Source organism: Pseudoalteromonas sp. J2K-J979 (assembly GCF_058169715.2).
On sequence record NZ_CM200281.1, the window covers coordinates 1,150,618 to 1,167,578 of the forward strand.

12 protein-coding genes, 1 other RNA gene, 1 pseudogene and 2 CRISPR repeat arrays (1 of these 16 running past the window's edge) are annotated in these 16,961 nt (G+C 41.8%); of the genes and pseudogenes, 4 read left to right on the plus strand and 10 right to left on the minus strand.

Features of this window, described 5'->3' with window-relative positions; genetic code table 11:
- Positions 1-1,141: direct repeats of the CRISPR family, unit length 28 nt; unit sequence GTTCACTGCCGCACAGGCAGCTTAGAAA; it begins 390 nt to the left of the window's first position.
- Between the two features lie 70 nt (positions 1,142-1,211).
- A CRISPR array of direct repeats spans positions 1,212-1,780; the repeat unit is 28 nt; unit sequence GTTCACTGCCGCACAGGCAGCTTAGAAA.
- 33 nt (positions 1,781-1,813) lie between these two features.
- From AC3KVK_RS05395 to AC3KVK_RS05420, 6 genes and pseudogenes are all read right to left on the minus strand, one after another.
- Positions 1,814-3,127: a HipA domain-containing protein gene (locus AC3KVK_RS05395; RefSeq protein ID WP_490313298.1), complete on the minus strand. Its 1,314-nt coding sequence runs from the start codon at positions 3,125-3,127 to the stop codon at positions 1,814-1,816.
- Between the two features lie 2 nt (positions 3,128-3,129).
- Positions 3,130-3,408: a helix-turn-helix domain-containing protein gene (locus AC3KVK_RS05400; RefSeq protein ID WP_490313299.1), complete on the minus strand. Its 279-nt coding sequence runs from the start codon at positions 3,406-3,408 to the stop codon at positions 3,130-3,132.
- 150 nt (positions 3,409-3,558) lie between these two features.
- Positions 3,559-4,800: pseudogene (locus AC3KVK_RS05405) on the minus strand (integrase domain-containing protein).
- Between the two features lie 228 nt (positions 4,801-5,028).
- Positions 5,029-5,384, minus strand: a transfer-messenger RNA (tmRNA) gene (ssrA, locus tag AC3KVK_RS05410).
- Positions 5,385-5,580: 196 nt separating this feature from the next.
- Positions 5,581-5,994: a type 2 periplasmic-binding domain-containing protein gene (locus tag AC3KVK_RS05415; protein WP_490313300.1), complete on the minus strand. Its 414-nt coding sequence runs from the start codon at positions 5,992-5,994 to the stop codon at positions 5,581-5,583.
- A gap of 13 nt (positions 5,995-6,007) precedes the next feature.
- A complete protein-coding gene (locus AC3KVK_RS05420) occupies positions 6,008-7,081 on the minus strand; it encodes a porin (RefSeq protein ID WP_490313301.1) in 1,074 nt (357 codons plus the stop codon).
- Positions 7,082-7,256: 175 nt separating this feature from the next.
- Here AC3KVK_RS05420 and AC3KVK_RS05425 point away from each other — a divergent pair, with 175 nt between their 5' ends.
- Both AC3KVK_RS05425 and AC3KVK_RS05430 read left to right on the plus strand, forming a co-directional pair.
- Entirely contained in the window at positions 7,257-8,876 is a 1,620-nt protein-coding gene (locus AC3KVK_RS05425) for a methyl-accepting chemotaxis protein (RefSeq protein WP_490313302.1), read from the plus strand.
- A 185-nt stretch (positions 8,877-9,061) separates the two neighbouring features.
- Positions 9,062-10,687, plus strand: a complete 1,626-nt coding sequence (locus tag AC3KVK_RS05430; protein WP_490313303.1) for a flagellar assembly protein A — start codon at positions 9,062-9,064, stop codon at positions 10,685-10,687.
- On the opposite strand, the gene rnt is transcribed toward AC3KVK_RS05430, so the two are convergent.
- Positions 10,671-11,348 carry a ribonuclease T gene (gene rnt, locus AC3KVK_RS05435; protein WP_490313304.1) on the minus strand — a complete coding sequence of 226 codons (678 nt, stop codon included), beginning with the start codon at positions 11,346-11,348 and terminating at the stop codon, positions 10,671-10,673. The two genes, AC3KVK_RS05430 and rnt, sit on opposite strands and share 17 nt — an antisense overlap.
- Positions 11,349-11,591: 243 nt before the next feature.
- Here rnt and AC3KVK_RS05440 point away from each other — a divergent pair, with 243 nt between their 5' ends.
- Positions 11,592-12,494, plus strand: a complete 903-nt coding sequence (locus AC3KVK_RS05440; RefSeq protein ID WP_490313305.1) for a flagellar protein MotY — start codon at positions 11,592-11,594, stop codon at positions 12,492-12,494.
- A gap of 14 nt (positions 12,495-12,508) precedes the next feature.
- On the opposite strand, the gene AC3KVK_RS05445 is transcribed toward AC3KVK_RS05440, so the two are convergent.
- From AC3KVK_RS05445 to mnmC, 3 genes are all read right to left on the minus strand, one after another.
- Positions 12,509-12,844: a hypothetical protein gene (locus AC3KVK_RS05445; RefSeq protein ID WP_490313306.1), complete on the minus strand. Its 336-nt coding sequence runs from the start codon at positions 12,842-12,844 to the stop codon at positions 12,509-12,511.
- A gap of 8 nt (positions 12,845-12,852) precedes the next feature.
- Entirely contained in the window at positions 12,853-13,269 is a 417-nt protein-coding gene (locus AC3KVK_RS05450) for a CBS domain-containing protein (protein ID WP_490313307.1), read from the minus strand.
- A 92-nt stretch (positions 13,270-13,361) separates the two neighbouring features.
- On the minus strand, positions 13,362-15,341 hold the full coding sequence (mnmC, locus tag AC3KVK_RS05455; RefSeq protein WP_490313308.1) for a bifunctional tRNA (5-methylaminomethyl-2-thiouridine)(34)-methyltransferase MnmC2/FAD-dependent 5-carboxymethylaminomethyl-2-thiouridine(34) oxidoreductase MnmC1: 1,980 nt from the start codon (positions 15,339-15,341) through the stop codon (positions 13,362-13,364).
- A 377-nt stretch (positions 15,342-15,718) separates the two neighbouring features.
- On the opposite strand from mnmC, the gene fabB reads away from it, so the two are divergent.
- The gene (gene fabB / locus AC3KVK_RS05460; protein ID WP_490313309.1) at positions 15,719-16,933 is read left to right on the plus strand and encodes a beta-ketoacyl-ACP synthase I; all 1,215 of its coding nucleotides are present in this window, start codon (positions 15,719-15,721) and stop codon (positions 16,931-16,933) included.
- Positions 16,934-16,961: the final 28 nt, after the last annotated feature.

Genomic DNA, 16,961 nt, shown 5'->3' on the forward strand with positions numbered 1-16,961 from the left:
CTAACATCAATAAAGTAATCGACGCCAAGGAGTTCACTGCCGCACAGGCAGCTTAGAAATCTAAGGTGGAAGAGGGGCGAATTAGTGGTTTGTTCACTGCCGCACAGGCAGCTTAGAAATAAAAAATACGGCTGCATGACATCTATGGCATGTTCACTGCCGCACAGGCAGCTTAGAAATAAAGGGTTTGCAGAGGATCAGCACAGTCCATGTTCACTGCCGCACAGGCAGCTTAGAAAACTTACACATAACCCTAGCTCGTGCCAGCAGCGTTCACTGCCGCACAGGCAGCTTAGAAAAATCATAGCCGCACCGGTTGCGAAATTTATAGGTTCACTGCCGCACAGGCAGCTTAGAAATCAATTAACTCGGTAATTGAGTCCTGACCGTTGTTCACTGCCGCACAGGCAGCTTAGAAAAATACCATCACCATCACCGCCTTGAGAACCGCGTTCACTGCCGCACAGGCAGCTTAGAAAAGTTGGCCGCTATCAGCTGGAAGGTTCAAGTTGTTCACTGCCGCACAGGCAGCTTAGAAAGTCATAGTAAAACTTGTAAGCATCTCTACTAGGTTCACTGCCGCACAGGCAGCTTAGAAAGTAAAGTAGAAACAAAAGCATACTCAACTCAATGTTCACTGCCGCACAGGCAGCTTAGAAAATCAAATATACCCGCCTTTTCCATTGAGTTACGTTCACTGCCGCACAGGCAGCTTAGAAAGAGATCTAAAAGTCGTGATGTATACGATGATGGTTCACTGCCGCACAGGCAGCTTAGAAATTTATCATTGTAACCCTGCTGCTCAAGTGAAAGTTCACTGCCGCACAGGCAGCTTAGAAAAGCATTGCCCATTAGCTGTGTTTACCCATGCAGTTCACTGCCGCACAGGCAGCTTAGAAAGCCAACAGAACAAGAGCCAGCATAAGAATTAGATTCACTGCCGCACAGGCAGCTTAGAAATGTAATTATGCGCTTTTTTCTGTGTCCTCTTTGTTCACTGCCGCACAGGCAGCTTAGAAATGCTTGGCTAGCGTGGCGCGCACTTTCGCCCAGTTCACTGCCGCACAGGCAGCTTAGAAATGTTTCTTTATAACGTGCCAGCAATACGTCATGTTCACTGCCGCACAGGCAGCTTAGAAAATCAGCGCCATGTTCACTGCAGCACAGGCAGCTTAGAAAGTATTAGCTGGCATGTACGGGGCTTTTATGCCGTTCACTGCCGCACAGGCAGCTTAGAAAGCATCACCATCTCGCTTGATATCGCTATCTATCGTTCAATGCCGCACAGGCAGCTTAGAAAAGAAAAAGACACCATACAACCGCCATTGTTAGGTTCACTGCCGCACAGGCAGCTTAGAAAGCCAGACTCAAAAGCGCCAGCATCAATACCAGGTTCACTGCCGCACAGGCAGCTTAGAAAAAATGGGTTATGAAACCAACGTACAAACCACGGTTCACTGCCGCACAGGCAGCTTAGAAAAAGCTTTGAAATGTCTTTGGTTTGGCGCTCTTGTTCACTGCCGCACAGGCAGCTTAGAAAGAACCCAGCGTTATATGATGCTAATGCTAAGTGTTCACTGCCGCACAGGCAGCTTAGAAAACGCAGAACAGCCACGCGTTACGCTTCAAAAAGTTCACTGCCGCACAGGCAGCTTAGAAAATAATATGAACAGGATTTAAATTTGTACCGTTGTTCACTGCCGCACAGGCAGCTCAGAAATGCAGGTGAATTTAGGTTTTCATTACCAGCCTGTTCACTGCCACACAGGCAGATCAGGAATTTTATTTAAAACTGGTAGTTACACAAAATGTGTTACAGGGTCGTGATTAATTCAGCTTGTTTTGAAAAATGTTCAATGTTTTGTATCAGCTGGTTTATTAACTCACTCGCATATAGTCTATCGGTGCCTGTAAATAACGTTGACTGAGCATCAAAAATATCACTAATAAATGCTCTGTCGGTCAGTGCTTGTTTGACCGCTTTTAATTGTTTTTTGAGTAATCGGGTAATGAGCTTTTTATCTATTTGGCACACTTCTGCGAAATCTGCGAGCTGGTAGGCATTGATGCTGTTAGGCTCAAACTCGTCACCCATCCCCATCGCAAGCACATGTTTAAACTCGTCAAACATTGCTACGTTAACGAGGTCATAACTGGGTGTAAACTCAAACTCATTTTTACCATAATAAAACGAAACGTTTTTACCATGACTATCGTAATTATTGATAATTAGATTAAAGAGTTGCCAATTGATTAGCCAGTGCATGTTTTTAATTGGCTGGTTGCTGGTGCGACAAAGGTTAAAAAGTTTTTCTAAACTCGCGCCATCACGAATATGTTTTACATCGCGGCCATCACCTAAATTGCGTTCATACTTATTGTCTCTAGGTAAATCAAGTGCTTGGCAACCATCGATGATGTGCCTGCGATAAACACGTTGTTGTTTTACATCGTATTTGCGATCAAATCTCGTCACTAAAAGCGCGGGGTGATGTGCAAACCTGGCATAACGCACTTCTGCTGTAGGCAGACCAATCGCTTTAGATAACTTCATGCAAATATATTCATTTAGTACTAAGTTAGGGGTGTTTTTTCGCTCGAACTTAAGAATGTGTGTTGAGCATAATGTGCCATCAGCAAGGCCTATTTCACCTTCTGAATTAACAAATACATTGAGTTTATCTTGTACGCCAGCAACGCTGAGCCGTGGTTTTTCATCCCAATGTAGTAAACCAAATTGCTCTTTACTATTTAAACGTTCGACCATTTCCTGTTCGCAAATACGGCGAAAAATGGAGGTATTAGATGACTGGTTTTGCGTTGCAAAAGTAATGGCCCCAGCGAGATCACTTCCTATTGCTTTTACTTGTGCAAATAACTGTTTTTCGCTTACGCCTAAATCTAAGGCTAACAGTTTGCGCGCTTCACCTTCGGGTAATTGGTTATCGATATAGTCATAAACACTCGTTGGTTTGCACGGCTGATTGATGTGCAGGGCAGGCGATAGGCTAAAACCTGTTTCTTGCCATTGGGTCGAATATTGAAAATTAAGCAAGCCTGTGTGGGTATCTTGCTTTAGCTCACCAATTTGAATCTCGCCAAAATAGGCATTGATAGAATAAGCCATCGTTACACCCAAGGATCATTGATTTTTTTAGCAGAAGAATCACTATTGGTCAGTTGGATGCCCAAACCCTGTAAGACTTTAAAAATAGCGTTGATTGTTGTGTTTTTGTTGCCATTCTCAATACGCGAAAGGGTATTGATCCCTATATCGCATAGCGATGCACAGTCCTCAAGTCTTAATCCTAAACTAGTTCGTTTAGCGCGAATGAGTTGCCCTAAAATGTCAGGTGAACTAATGACTAATGTGTCTGGAACATGCGTTACTTTAATTGATTTTGCCATTATCTTACTTACGTTATAAATCACCGATATTGGTGAAAATAGCATTGAAGTACACATCATGCAAATTAATCACCGATAATGGTGATTAATTCTATTTGGAATGATTCATTACGCTAAATTCACTAGTATCGGTGAATTTAGCGTGCCATGTTAAACGGCTCTTAAATGAATCGAAGATGTTGCAAGGCTCATATTGCCTGTTGCTGCTTGTTCGATGTGCTCTGACCACCATTGCATCATTTTACGTCTGCGCTCTAAGTAGGCAGAACGATTGTATGCACGGCGTACTTCGTTTTTGTCTACGTGGGCGAGGGCTGATTCGATAATATCAGGATCAAAACCTTGTTCATTGAGTGTGGTACTGGCTAGTGCGCGAAGGCCATGCGCCACCAGCCGATCTTTAAATCCCATACGCTTTAAGGCTGCATTGGCTGTTTGCTCATTGGTATGACTGCGTGGATTTCTATCGGCCGGAAAAATAAATTCACGATGACCACTGAGTGGTCTGATTGCTTCAAGCAAACCAAGTGCTTGCGGGGTGAGGGGAATTTCGTGTGATTTGTTCTTTTTCATCCGCTGGGCAGGAATAAGCCACACTTGTTTTTCAAAGTCGATTTCATCCCACCTAGCCCCTGCAGCTTCACTTGGGCGATTCATCGTGTGTAGTTGCCACTCGATTAAGCAACGTGTTGTGAGTTTGATGCTTGCGGTATTGAGTGCTTTCATTAGCTCTGGCAATTGTGCGGGAGCTAAGGCTGCCATGTGTTTTTTCTTCGGTGATTCAAAAGCGGCTTTGATACCAGCAAGCGGATTACTAAATATAAAACCAGTATTAACGGCGTAAGTCATAATTTCATTAAGGCGCTGACAGACACGCTTGACCGTTTCTAAACTGCCTTTAGCGGCAAGTGGCTTTATTGTGGAGATGGTGAGTTGAGCGGATAGTTTATCAATTGGGATATCTCCCAAATTCGGAAAAACATGTAAGCAAAGCGAACGCTAAACGTCTTCGGCATAGGCTTCGGTTACTTTTGTTTTTTTGATTTCGAACCACTGCTCAGCTATTGAGTGCAAGGTATTTTGCTGTTGCTCTTGCTGTTTGAGTACTTCGTTATCTTTGTACTCTTTTGGGTCAATATCGTTTGCACGTAATGCTCTTGCATCTTCGCGTTTCTTTCTTGCTTCAGCTAAAGAAATGAGCGGATATTGACCAAAACTGATATTTGTTCGCTTTTTAGAGAAGGGTCTGTAGTACTTAAATAGCCATGTTTTGGTACCATTTGGCCTAATAACCAATTGGAGTCCTGCGCCATCAGAAAGGCTATATTCCTTTTCGAGTGCTTTGGCCTGTTTTATTTGCTTGTCGTTTAATGGTTTTACAATTTTAGCCATATTTTCTTAGTACCATGCCTTGGAAGCCTTTAGATATAAGGGCAGAGTTGATTTTGGTACCACAATATTTTGTCGATAGGTGCATTTGGTACCAAGCATGGTATTAAAAACACTGGCTACTAATAAACTTTACAGGATTCAAAAAGACATAAAAAAACCCGCAATGCTTGATTTCTCTAGCGTTGCGGGTCTTTAACGGTTCTTAAAATTCAATCTAAAAACCTAATGTGGTGGAGCTGGGGGGATTTGAACCCCCGTCCGAAAAGCGTCGACCTTCGGTCCTACATGTTTAGTATCGTCTATAAGTTAACCTTTGAATCTCGGACGAACACGATAAGCAAAGGCGAGGCCGCTTAGTTTTAACGCTTCAACCCCGGCCAGGGTTTCCGTCGCGATCAGGTGTAAGGGTGACACTCCAAAATCCAGTCCACAAGAATACATGGAAGGAGCGCTAGCGGCCTAAGCTGCTAGAGAGTAAGAATCGTCGTTTGCGATTACTTTAAATTGCGGCTTTTTAACGAGGCAAACCGCACCTCGACATGCACCTAAGGCTTCATGAATTCCGTCGAATCCTAATCAGCCCCTGAATTAAATTCAGTTCGATGTTTGCCACTTAACTAAATAGTTAGTTAATGACTCGACAGGGCGAGTATAACGCACTAATTCTTTCAGGCACAAGCAATTAGCGAGCTTATTTGATTTTAAGTGAGTGTTTGCTGATATTTTAATCGTTAAAGTAAGGAGGAGGCGAGAAGCTGGGCTTCTCGCCTATTTTATAGTTTAAAACGTTTGGATGACTTTAACTGAACCATCAGTCGCGCTTGATGATATAAAACCAATTGTGTTTGGATTTGATGCAACGAGGCTAATTACTTCTGCGTCGTTACTGACTTCTTTGGGAGGAGTGCCTTTTCCTGTAAAGACTAGTTTTGACCAATAAGCTTTGAGTTGACTTGATGATTTTTTCAAGGCCTTCTCATTAAACTCATCTGTAATTGGATTACTAGAATCTTGGGCAATTGCGATGATTTTGCTGCCATCATCAAATGATTTCATTTTACCGGTGTAAATTTTAGCGATGGCATTGGCATCAATGGCATTCGCGTTTGATGGATGAACGATAACGGCGACTTCAGCAAAAACAGACGTGCTAACTAAAGCGACCGAAACAAATGCTAAATATGATAGTTTCATGTTTTTGCTCCTATTAAAAGACAAGATCAACACCAAAAGTCAGTGATTTACTATCACCAGCAACGGCTAACCCAAATGAATTATCTTTAACGATATCATATTGGACTTTAAATGCGGCTGAGGAATGAAAATCCCAACGAACACCGAGTGAAGTTGTATTGTGATCTTCACCGTCTTCGCCTTCTTGGCTGAAATCTGCGTATGAGATGAAGGGGATTATATTGTCAAAACGGTAGCCCATACTGAGCATCCAAGTATCGAGATTGCCATCAAGATCGAGGCGGTTCAACTCAGAAAGAATAAATAGGTTACCAAAATCCGCATTCATGGCTAAGCCATAAAATTTACCATCTCGGTAGTCTTTGCCATCCCAAGTGACCTTTTCGCCAGCGGCATTATATCGCTCGTTGGTGTACATCATATGAGTAGCACGAATTTCAAGCCAATCATTACTGACGTTAATAACACCACCTAGTATGTCTTTCCAAATTTCACGTGTTGGCTCTAAAAAGAAAAATTCAGAGAGTAACTTGTTCTCTTCATCATCTTCACGACCACCGTAAATATTGGCTGTCATCGACCAATCACCGATTTCTCCTGTATAAAGTAGATTGATGCCGTTGTAGTTAAATATTTGCCATGTGTAGTTATCCGCTGGCGGCCTCATCCAAACATAAGCGTAACCAACATCGTAGAAATCAGAATAATAAAACAGTGGTAAGCGCTTTTTACCGGCTTGAACTGTCCAATTATCATTTAATTCGTATGATAGGTACGCCCATTCGAATTTAGCATCGAAGTTTTCTGCTCCGCGAGCAACAATTTGAGCTGTTGCGCTAAGTCCTTCGGAAAGATCTGCTTTTACCTGCAAGCCAAACAAAGATTCTGGTTCGAATGAAAACTCTTCGGTATATGCACTAACGATAGGGTAGTCTGCTAAAAATGTGGGTGGCACACCATAGTGTGGGACACCATCTCCACTTAATACTTTACCTGCATTAACGCTGGCAAAGCCTGAAATATTTACATCTGCATGCAGTGGCATAGCGCACGCTGCAAGTATTGCAATTGCGAGTGTTGTCTTCATATTTTATCCCCGATTTAGATAATATGTCTTGCTATCCGCACCTCGAAGTATAGTCAGAATTCATAAAAATCGAATATTAGTTAAAATTTTCTGACTTTTTTATAATAAATCTGATGACTTAGGCTACATTTATGAAAGTATAAATTTTATAGTGGCAAAATTGAGGGGACACTCTATGTCATCTGGGTTCAGCTTTAGCAACTTAAGCATTACAAAGAAAATACATGCAATAACCAGCTTGGCCGTATTGGTTTTTTTAATTTCTTTCTCAATTAACTACACCGCAATGTTAGATAATGAAAAAGCACTTAAAGAGCTTGAAAGTACAACCTTTAAAGTTGTGCAGTTAGCCACTGCAAATAAGTTTTTACTCGAAAAGCTTAATGAACTTTACACTCAAGCGGTGACCTTTGGTGATGAAGAATTAGTGACACAAGCTGAGGAGACAGTCGCGAAAATTGATGAAAATCTAACAGAGTTAGCCCGCCTTGATAGCGCTTACCGTGGTCAAGAAAGTAAACAGCTTAAAGAGTATTCCATGATATCAGGTAAAATCGCCAAGGGCATGATAGATGGTACCGCTGACTTTTCTAAAATACAGCAAGATGCGCAACAGAAAACAAAAAAATATGAAACCTTGTTAGATAGTTTTAAAACGATACAAACAAAAGCCGATGACCGATTTATTGAACTCGTACAGAGTACTCAAATACGATCGCACGATGCCATGATAATGATGTTGATAATTAGTATTGTGTTATTGGTTGGCTTGGTCGTTTTAGCGATCTTCATTGCGAGAGGAATTGGTCACTCAGCCAGTGATGCGGCGCGCTCACTGCAGCTATTAGCAAATGGTGGAGGGAGTTTGAGTTCTCAATTAGCGGTGCGTTCTCACGATGAAATTGGCCAAGTATCGATTAATTTCAATGGTTTTATGGCACTCTTAAAAGCCGCCGTTTTAAATATTATGGCCGTGGTAGAGCCCTTAATGGAAAACTCTACTCGTTTAGTTCAAGGAATGGAAAAAGCAGAGAATGCCACTAACCAGCAAACCAGTGATGCAGAAGTTGTGCGTCAATCGATGGAAGAAATGAAGCAAAGTGTTGGCGATATTTCTTCTTCTGCAGCCAGTGCAGCTCAAGCGGCTCAAACAGCAGAACGGGAGGTTGAGCAAAGCCTTAAACAAATTAAGTTGTCAGTGGATACATCGCAAGCATTAAGTGATGAAATCGATAGTGCCTCAGCAACGATCGATAAATTGGCGAATGATACACAAAACGTCAGCCAAATATTAAACGTAATCACGTCTATTGCGGAACAAACCAATTTACTTGCGTTAAATGCAGCCATTGAGGCAGCCCGAGCCGGTGAACAAGGTCGAGGTTTTGCTGTGGTTGCAGATGAAGTGCGTGAGCTCGCTTCTCGTACTGCGAAATCGACCAATGAGATACGTGAGTTGCTGACTGCCTTGACGGGGGCTGCGAATGTATCGGTCAGTGCTATGAATACTGCGCGCGATATGGCGAAAAATAATGCAGATGCAGCTCAAGAAACGGGTGGCTCAATTCAAAAAATCTCGGAGCAAATACTAGCAATCAATGGAATGAATGCGCAAATAGCAGCGGCAACGGAAGAGCAAACCTCGGTTGCGGCTATGGTTGTGGATAATGTGTCGAATATGCACCGATCATTTGAAGATACTTTGCAGTCTTTATCTCAAGTTAGAGAAGTAGCAATGAATTTACATACTTTATCAGATAACTTATTGGATGCGACTTCGAAATTTGAGCTATAACCCAAACTAAAGTACTGCTTGTTTCTTCTTTAAAAGTGAGCTTTTAACATATTGTTTAAGCTCGCTTTTATTGTTTTATATTACCCCAAAAACTAACGCTTAACTTTTTGATTAAGGTGTGCTCAAATAAACCTACTTTAAATTGTAAAACAATTTAGCCCTTTTGTATTAGAAGTAGGTTGCTAATGTCTTTGTTTGAATTCGATGATCAATCCAAACAGGTTGTGTTACTGCAACATCCTGTCCAATCAGGTTTTCCTGCATCTGCGGCTCAGCTTATTGAGGCGCTTGATGCTTCTGCATATTGTGAGTTTGAGTATGATATTTCGGTTATTCGAGCGTTATTTGCAGATGCGAAACTAGCACTTCTTCCTCCTTTTATCGTAGCAAAAGCTGTAGATGCTAAAGTATCTATTCGCGTTGATGAAACGAACATGACCGCAGAAGCAACCTTGATTTCGGCTCAAGGAGGTGAGATTGCAAATTTTGATGCAGTTAAAACAGCACTACAGCAAGCTGGAGTACAAAAGGGAATTAGTGGTCGTGCAATTGAAGATTTTTTAGGTCGTCAATTTGAAACGGCTGCAGGAGAAAGCTATACCGCGATAATTGCACATGGACGACGAGCTAAAGATGGTGATGATGCTAAGTTTGTGCGTTTATGTGCGACAGCACAGGATCGCATCCTCAGCCCTCAAGTACAAGCAGATGGCAAAGTCGATATGCGAAACTTAGGTGCAATCATTACCGTCAATCCGGGGGCCCCTTTGATGCAGCGAGTGCCTCCCACTGCAGGTGAGGATGGCTTTAGCGTATTTGGCGATGCGCTAATTGCTAAACCAGGTCGAGATTTAGCTTTGCAAGTAATGGATGGCACGGCACTTGATCCGACTAACCCCAATATTTTAGTTGCTGATGCAGTGGGGGTGCCTGTTGCTCTGAATCGAGGTATGCGAGTCGATGATGTTATTTGTTATGACAATATCGATGTCACGACTGGGCATGTCGAGTTTGATGGCAGTGTTATTGTATCGGGCGATATAAAAGATGGCATGAAAGTGAAAGCGACAGGCGATATCACTGTGCTGGGCTTTGTTGAGTCAGCCTCTCTCGACTCAGAATCTGTTATCACCATAGTCCAAGGCGCAATAGGACGAAAACGAGAAGAGGGTGAAGATTTTACCTGTATAGTAAAAGCACAAGGCACGATTTCACTTGGTTATGCTCAGTATGCACAAGTATCGAGTGGTCAAGATTTAATGATAGATCGTCAAGCTCTTCACTGTGAGTTGTCATCGAGTCGTTTAATCCGAGTGGGTAAAGGTGACAAGCCCCGAGGAAAAATAATAGGCGGACGAATTGTCAATGCATTACGGGTTGAAACGGGCGAATTAGGCGCACCTTCGGGGACTAAAACGCATGTACAGTTAGCACAATATTGGCATGAATTGCGAGACAAGCAATCAGCGTTAAGCGAGTTAGAGAAAAGCTTAAATAGTAAAGCCAATGCATTGAAACAAGCGCGTAAAAAAGCTGAGAAGATACCATCAAAACAGCAAAAACAGCTTTATTTAAATAAAATTGCCGCCAGTGATGAGCAAATAATCATGAAGTTAAAACATGTTTATCGCAATAAAGAAACGTTAAAGCGAAAATTAGCAACACTCCTTAAGACAAGTCGTATCACTATCAATGAGTTAATGCACCCTGGTGTTGAATTACAAATCGCAAAAGATGTTAAATCTTTTTCTAGGATTTACCCGCCTCATTTAGTGCGGGTAACGGAAGGTAAGATCACTCAGATGTTTTAGAAGATGTATCTCTTTCTCCATCCGCTTCGGCATCCATGACAGGCCAACCACCGAGTTGTTGCCACTTATTTACAATATGGCAGAAGAGCTCTGCAGTTCGTTCCGTATCGTACACAGCGCTGTGCGCTTGGCTGTTATCGAACTCAATGCCTGCCGTGCGACAGGCTTTGGCTAGCACAGTTTGCCCTAATGCCAATCCCGCCAGCGAGGTGGTATCAAAACTCACAAAGGGATGAAATGGCACCCGTTTTATTTTCGTACGTGCGAGGGCGGCATTTACAAAACCTTGGTCAAATGATGCGTTATGGGCGACAATGACGGTTCGTTGGCAACCCGCCGCTTTTTGAGCTTTACTGACCGATTTACATATTTCTTTAAAGGCGTCGACTTCTTGTACTGCTCCTCGAAGGGGGCTAAATGGGTCTATACCATTAAAGTCGATAGCAGCTTGCTCAATATTCGCCCCTTCAAACGGTTGAATATGAAAATGAAGCGTTGAATCTAGTGATAATAACCCTTGCTCATCCATTTTTAAGGTGGTGACGGCTATTTCGAGCAAGGCATCAGTTTGGCTGTTAAATCCAGCAGTTTCAACATCGATTACTACAGGGAAAAAACCCCGAAAGCGTTTAGAAAATAAAGTTTGCTCAGTTTCAGCCATAATTATCTTTTGTTAGCGCAAAAATAGGGGGGCATTATGTCAAAAAAATATCATCAAATACCAGTTAATCTATCAATTATGGCCAGCAATGCTTAAAACTAGACATTTGAGGCTGTAAAATAGCGTCGAAGGTTGACCCATCGAATTTTCCTTGGTGTGAAATGTCGTTTTAGCGAGTTTTATAATCGGCAAGTTATTTGCATAATAGATTAGTGTAAAAGGTCATTAGGTATAGTTTATTTTATGTTGACATTAAACGGTCAGGTGAAAATGGTTCGGTTTGGTTATCTTTCAATCTCGATTGGGATGTTATTTTATAGCGTGGCCTCGCAAGGTGCTGTGCGGGCGTATTCAGCTAACCCAGAGAATTCTACGTGGTTCAATGAAAAAACAACCCGTTTATCGTGTGAGCTTGCTCATGCGATTCCGTATTATGGCCAAGTGATTTTTACCACTGAAGCAAGTAAGGCGAAACCATTAAACTTTACCGTTGACATGCTAATCCAGCCCGATGGGTACAGTATGGCAGCGATAAAATCGGTTCCTCCCCCATGGAAGCCAGGTTTTCGTAGCACTGAGTTGGCTTCAATAAAGCTCTTACAACAATTTGATGCCGAAGCTGAAAACAAAACGGCTTGGTTAATGTTATCTGAACTTGAAAAAGGCAATATGCCGACATTGTATTATCAAGACTGGCGAAATGAGCAAGATAAGGTCAAAGTCGCGCTATCAGCGGTTAACTTTCGAGATAAGTATCTAAAGTTTTTACAGTGTCGAGATCAAATGCTCGGATACAACTTTGAAGATATTGCATTCACGGTGTTGAGTTACCAGAAAAACTCCAGTGAACTGACAAAACAATCGAAAAAACGCCTCAATAAAATTGGTGAATACTTAAAAAATGACCCGAACATAGAGTCAGTTCTTATTGCAGCTTATACAGACAGCTATGGCGGACGATATTTGAATGATGAGTTATCTAAGAAACGAGCGTTAGCAATTAAAAACTACATGACTGAATTGGGTGTCGAAGACCAACGAGTAGAAGTTGAAGGCTTTGGCGAAAAGCGACATATTTCTCCTAACTCGACAGTGTTAGGTCGTCAGTTGAACCGTCGAGTTGTCATTCAAATTGCGAAACAGTAAATCAAAAACTTTGCTTACTGAGTGACCATTACATTGATTTCCGTCCAGTCATTTTGTTGGTAGATACTGATTTTAATTGATTGGGTTGGTTGTTTATAAAACAGAGTTTGGCGGCCTATGTCTTCAATCATATTGATTGGGTCGCCTAATTGTGAAAAGTAAAACTGCATCACTTGCTCAGCATTTGCTTTGACATAGCCGGTGAGGATCATCGGATATTCATCATCAAGCTTCATCCTAATATCAAAGTTATCAGGTAAGGGAACAAGCGTCAGGTCGGCAAAACTACTCATACTGGTAAAACTTAACCCACAGCAAAGCAAAACAGGAATGAAAGCTCGCTTCAACATAATGATACCTATTGTAATAATTTAAGCGCTAATCGGACAAAGTCCGAAGAAGTCACAATTCCAAGCAAATGACCTTGATTATTGATCACAGGCAAACAACCATGACGGTTATTAACAAAGAATTCCGCCGCTTTTATTTGTGGCATATCAGGGCTTGCGAATACGACGTCTTTATCAATTAATGACATCACATTAATCGATTTTTCCTCTTTGCTCAAGCAAGAAGAACCATGAATATCAAGTAAATACATTACTTTGGCTAACACTGTTTTTTGGGTAACAACACCAGCAAACCGAGTGTCGTCAACAATTGGCACATGGCGGATATTGTGTGACTTCATCAGCTGATGCAAGTCATACATACTTGCTGTACTACTTAAACTAAGTACATCAGAAGTCATGATGTCTGCGATTGTATTACTCATGTCTGCGGTTCCTTAAAATCGAGGCTTCATTGCAAGTTAGATAATAAGTATATGCCTATCTGAATTGTGATGGATTGTTTTAGCGCAACTTTTTAGCTGCCTTTTTTCAATAGTCGAAAATTAAAACGGCCAGGGTGAAGTGCATCGGCGACCCGTTTTGAGACGGGGAGTGGATAGCCTAACATTTCGCAAGTGAGCATTTCGGCCAACAAAGGTGCGCTACATAAGCCTCGTGCTCCAAGTGCTGTAAGACTATACAATCCAGGATGACGAGCTGTGTAGGGTAAAAAGCTGTGGTATTGACCCTTTTTGATGGGAGAAAAGCTCATGGCAAACTGTTCGCAATCGATAATTTGGCCAGCAACGGGCATGTGATCAATGACTGTACAGCGTATGGCCGCTTTTGCAGATTCGATCGTGCCCAGCGCATGAGCAAAGTCGCATTCAGAATAAAAGTCATCAAATTGTTTTAAGTTGAGCTGATTATCAGATTCTCGAATTTCTGTACTGCTTTGACCTTTATCAAAGGTTGCGCCCATACAATGCTGCTCGCGATAGTGTGGGGTGAAATACCCTTTATGGCACAAGACTGTTTTAAGTGCTTTTGAATGAGACGTCGCTTTTATTTGGGATACTTGACCTCGAACAGGGACTAAAGGCAGATCAGAACTTTGTTCAAACTGATGACTTTGCTCACCACAAGCAATGACAACATCTGAATAGCCAGTAAAGCCGCCCTGGGCGGTTTTAAGTTGCCAATCATTATTATGATTGAAAAGTTGTTGAACTTCACAATTTAAATGAAGGTTAAAGGGCATTAGACTAAAGGCTGCATTAAAAAGCGCTTGAATGAGAGAAGGTGGGTTTATCCAGCCTCCATCAGGAATAAATAAACCGCTATAAGGGGTACTAACGCCGCTTAAAATCTCACTTTCTTTTTCATCTACGCCATAAATTAAAGAAGTCGGCCAATGCTGCTTTGTAAGCAAATTCTGTTGAAAAGCAAGTTTAGCCGGTTTCACTGCTTGAAGAAGAACGCCGCACCACTGGTGATCAAACTGATAGCCAGAACTTTGCACTTGATCGTAGGTACGCCGCGCATAATGAAATGCATGGGCAAAAAATTCACTGCTATTACTGACATCAACTTGAATATGAGGGTACAAAGCACCTTGCTGATTTCCTGATGCTCGATTGGCAATTGTTTTATCTTGGCAGAAAACATCAAATTCAACCCCTTTTTTGGCTAAAGAGAGTGCCATATTAGCTGCTGCTATCCCGCCTCCAATAATGGCTACTTTTTTTGGTGAGCTTGTTGGGCGCATAAAATACGCAGTTGCATTATTTTTAGATGTTGGAGTTGAGAGGGCACCAACGAGCATTTCCCTTTTTTTTCCAAAGCCTTTGCGTTTTGAGACCGAAAATCCGGCCGCGATTAAGCCTCTTCGAACATCTCCTGCAGCAGTAAAGGTTGCAAACGTACAGCCTGCGCGCCCTAGGTGAGCCATTTCATCAAATAAATGTTGCTGCCACATAGCAGGGTTTTTACTCGGAGCAAAACCATCAAGGTACCAAGCATCTACCCAACCTTGCGTAAGATATGGCATATTGGTAATCGCGTCTTGTACATCACCAAACCATAAATCTAAGGTAATCTGCCCTTGTTGAAATTCAAGGCGGTGGCATCCTTGCAGCGTTGTAGGATAAAGTGAGGTGAGCTGGCATGCATAGCTAGCTAAAGTTGGCCATTGTTTTAAAATTTCGATTAACTGAGTTTTAGAGATCGGGTATTTTTCAAATGATATAAAATGCAGCTGTTGGACATTTTTATTTTTTTGAAGGTTAAACTGCTGCCAAGTATTTAAAAAGTTTAACCCTGTTCCAAAGCCGGTCTCAGCGATAACAAATCGTGTATTGTCATGGTTTACGATTCGCTTTGAAACTTCATTTTGCTGATAAAAAACATAATCTGATTCGAGTAGCCCATTTTCATTTGAAAAGTAAACATCATCAAACTGGGTCGAGACGGGCGTACCTTGTTCATTAAATTCGATAGGAGCGTTTTTTATCATAAGGTGCATCTATAAGTATCAGTCAGTTAATAGCGTTATGATACTTTTTTTAACGTTGACTCGCAGCTAAAACTCACATACAAGGGTCTTTTTAAGATGATTTAAGTTGCTTACCGCAGACGAGTGGAAAGGAAAAAAGAAATAATTTAAGTTTTTTAAGCTCATTACTTTAATTTAATTCTTAATATGATTATTTTAGTAAGTGCTTTGAATTATTAGACTTATTAATAAATAATTAGGCAGTTTAATTTTAAAAAAATAGTTTTTTTGAAACACTTTTAGCATCTAATGGTCAATAAAAGCGGAAAGCTGACCAGTTTAATATATATTTGCACGTAAAATAGCGCGCAATTGAGTTTGTAACTAAGGGAACTCCCATGAAAAGAGCCGTAATTACGGGGATCGGTATTGTTTCTAGTATCGGTAATGATAAACAGCAAGTACTAGAATCTCTTCAAGCTGGTCGTTCAGGTATTAAATACAACGAAGAGTTTGCACAATACAAACTTCGTAGCCAAGTGTGTGGTGCAGTCGACATTAATGTGGCTGATTTTGTCGATCGTAAAGCGTTACGCTTTATGGGTGATGCTGCGGCATATTCGTATATTGCAATGGCACAAGCTATTGAAGACTCAGGCTTAAGTGAAGAGCAAGTCTCAAATCCTCGTACCGGCCTTGTGGTTGGCTCAGGTGGTGGCTCATCAAAACATCAAGTAGATGCTGCTGACATTTTACGTGAAAAAGGCGTTAAGCGCGTCGGTCCGTATATGGTTCCGCGTACGATGGCCAGTACGGCTTCAGCGTGTTTAGCTACGCCATTTAAAATTAAAGGCGTAAACTATTCGATCAGTTCTGCTTGTGCGACTTCAGCACATTGTATTGGAAATGCTGTTGAGCAAATCCAGTTAGGTAAGCAAGATGTCGTATTTGCTGGTGGTGGTGAAGAGCTTCACTGGACACTGGCGATGGAATTTGATGCTATGGGTGCACTGTCGACTAAATATAACGAAACCCCAGAGAAAGCCTCACGTACATATGATGCAAACCGTGATGGGTTTGTTATTTCTGGTGGTGGCGGAATTGTTGTTGTTGAAGAGTTAGAGCATGCACTTGCTCGTGGCGCGCACATCTACGCTGAAATTGTTGGTTATGGCGCGACATCTGATGGTTATGACATGGTTGCACCTTCAGGTGAAGGTGCGGTGCGTTGTATGCAGCAAGCTATGGCGAATGTTGAAGGCCCAATTGATTATCTCAATACTCACGGCACATCAACTCCTGTAGGTGATGTGAAAGAATTAGGTGCCATTCAAGAGGTCTTTGGTGGTAAATCGCCTGCAATCAGCGCGACTAAGGCGATGACAGGTCATGCCTTAGGTGCTGCGGGTGTGCACGAAGCAATTTATTCGCTGCTAATGCTTGAAAATGGCTTTGTTGCGCCATCAATTAATATTGATGAACTTGATGAACAAGCGGTTGGTTTAGATATTGTGACAGAGAAACGCGATGTTGCACTCAACACAGTTATGTCAAATAGCTTTGGTTTTGGTGGTACGAATGCCACGTTAGTTATGCAAAAGTATAAAGGCTAATTTGCGTTTTTATACCAATAAAAAGGCC

Coding starts and splice junctions, on each gene's coding strand:
- AC3KVK_RS05395 (WP_490313298.1), bottom strand. CDS start 3,127: ATGGCTTATTCTATCAATGCCTATTTTGGCGAGATTCAAATTGGTGAG.
- AC3KVK_RS05400 (WP_490313299.1), bottom strand. CDS start 3,408: ATGGCAAAATCAATTAAAGTAACGCATGTTCCAGACACATTAGTCATT.
- AC3KVK_RS05415 (WP_490313300.1), bottom strand. CDS start 5,994: ATGAAACTATCATATTTAGCATTTGTTTCGGTCGCTTTAGTTAGCACG.
- AC3KVK_RS05420 (WP_490313301.1), bottom strand. CDS start 7,081: ATGAAGACAACACTCGCAATTGCAATACTTGCAGCGTGCGCTATGCCA.
- AC3KVK_RS05425 (WP_490313302.1), top strand. CDS start 7,257: ATGTCATCTGGGTTCAGCTTTAGCAACTTAAGCATTACAAAGAAAATA.
- AC3KVK_RS05430 (WP_490313303.1), top strand. CDS start 9,062: ATGTCTTTGTTTGAATTCGATGATCAATCCAAACAGGTTGTGTTACTG.
- rnt (WP_490313304.1), bottom strand. CDS start 11,348: ATGGCTGAAACTGAGCAAACTTTATTTTCTAAACGCTTTCGGGGTTTT.
- AC3KVK_RS05440 (WP_490313305.1), top strand. CDS start 11,592: ATGTTGACATTAAACGGTCAGGTGAAAATGGTTCGGTTTGGTTATCTT.
- AC3KVK_RS05445 (WP_490313306.1), bottom strand. CDS start 12,844: ATGTTGAAGCGAGCTTTCATTCCTGTTTTGCTTTGCTGTGGGTTAAGT.
- AC3KVK_RS05450 (WP_490313307.1), bottom strand. CDS start 13,269: ATGAGTAATACAATCGCAGACATCATGACTTCTGATGTACTTAGTTTA.
- mnmC (WP_490313308.1), bottom strand. CDS start 15,341: ATGATAAAAAACGCTCCTATCGAATTTAATGAACAAGGTACGCCCGTC.
- fabB (WP_490313309.1), top strand. CDS start 15,719: ATGAAAAGAGCCGTAATTACGGGGATCGGTATTGTTTCTAGTATCGGT.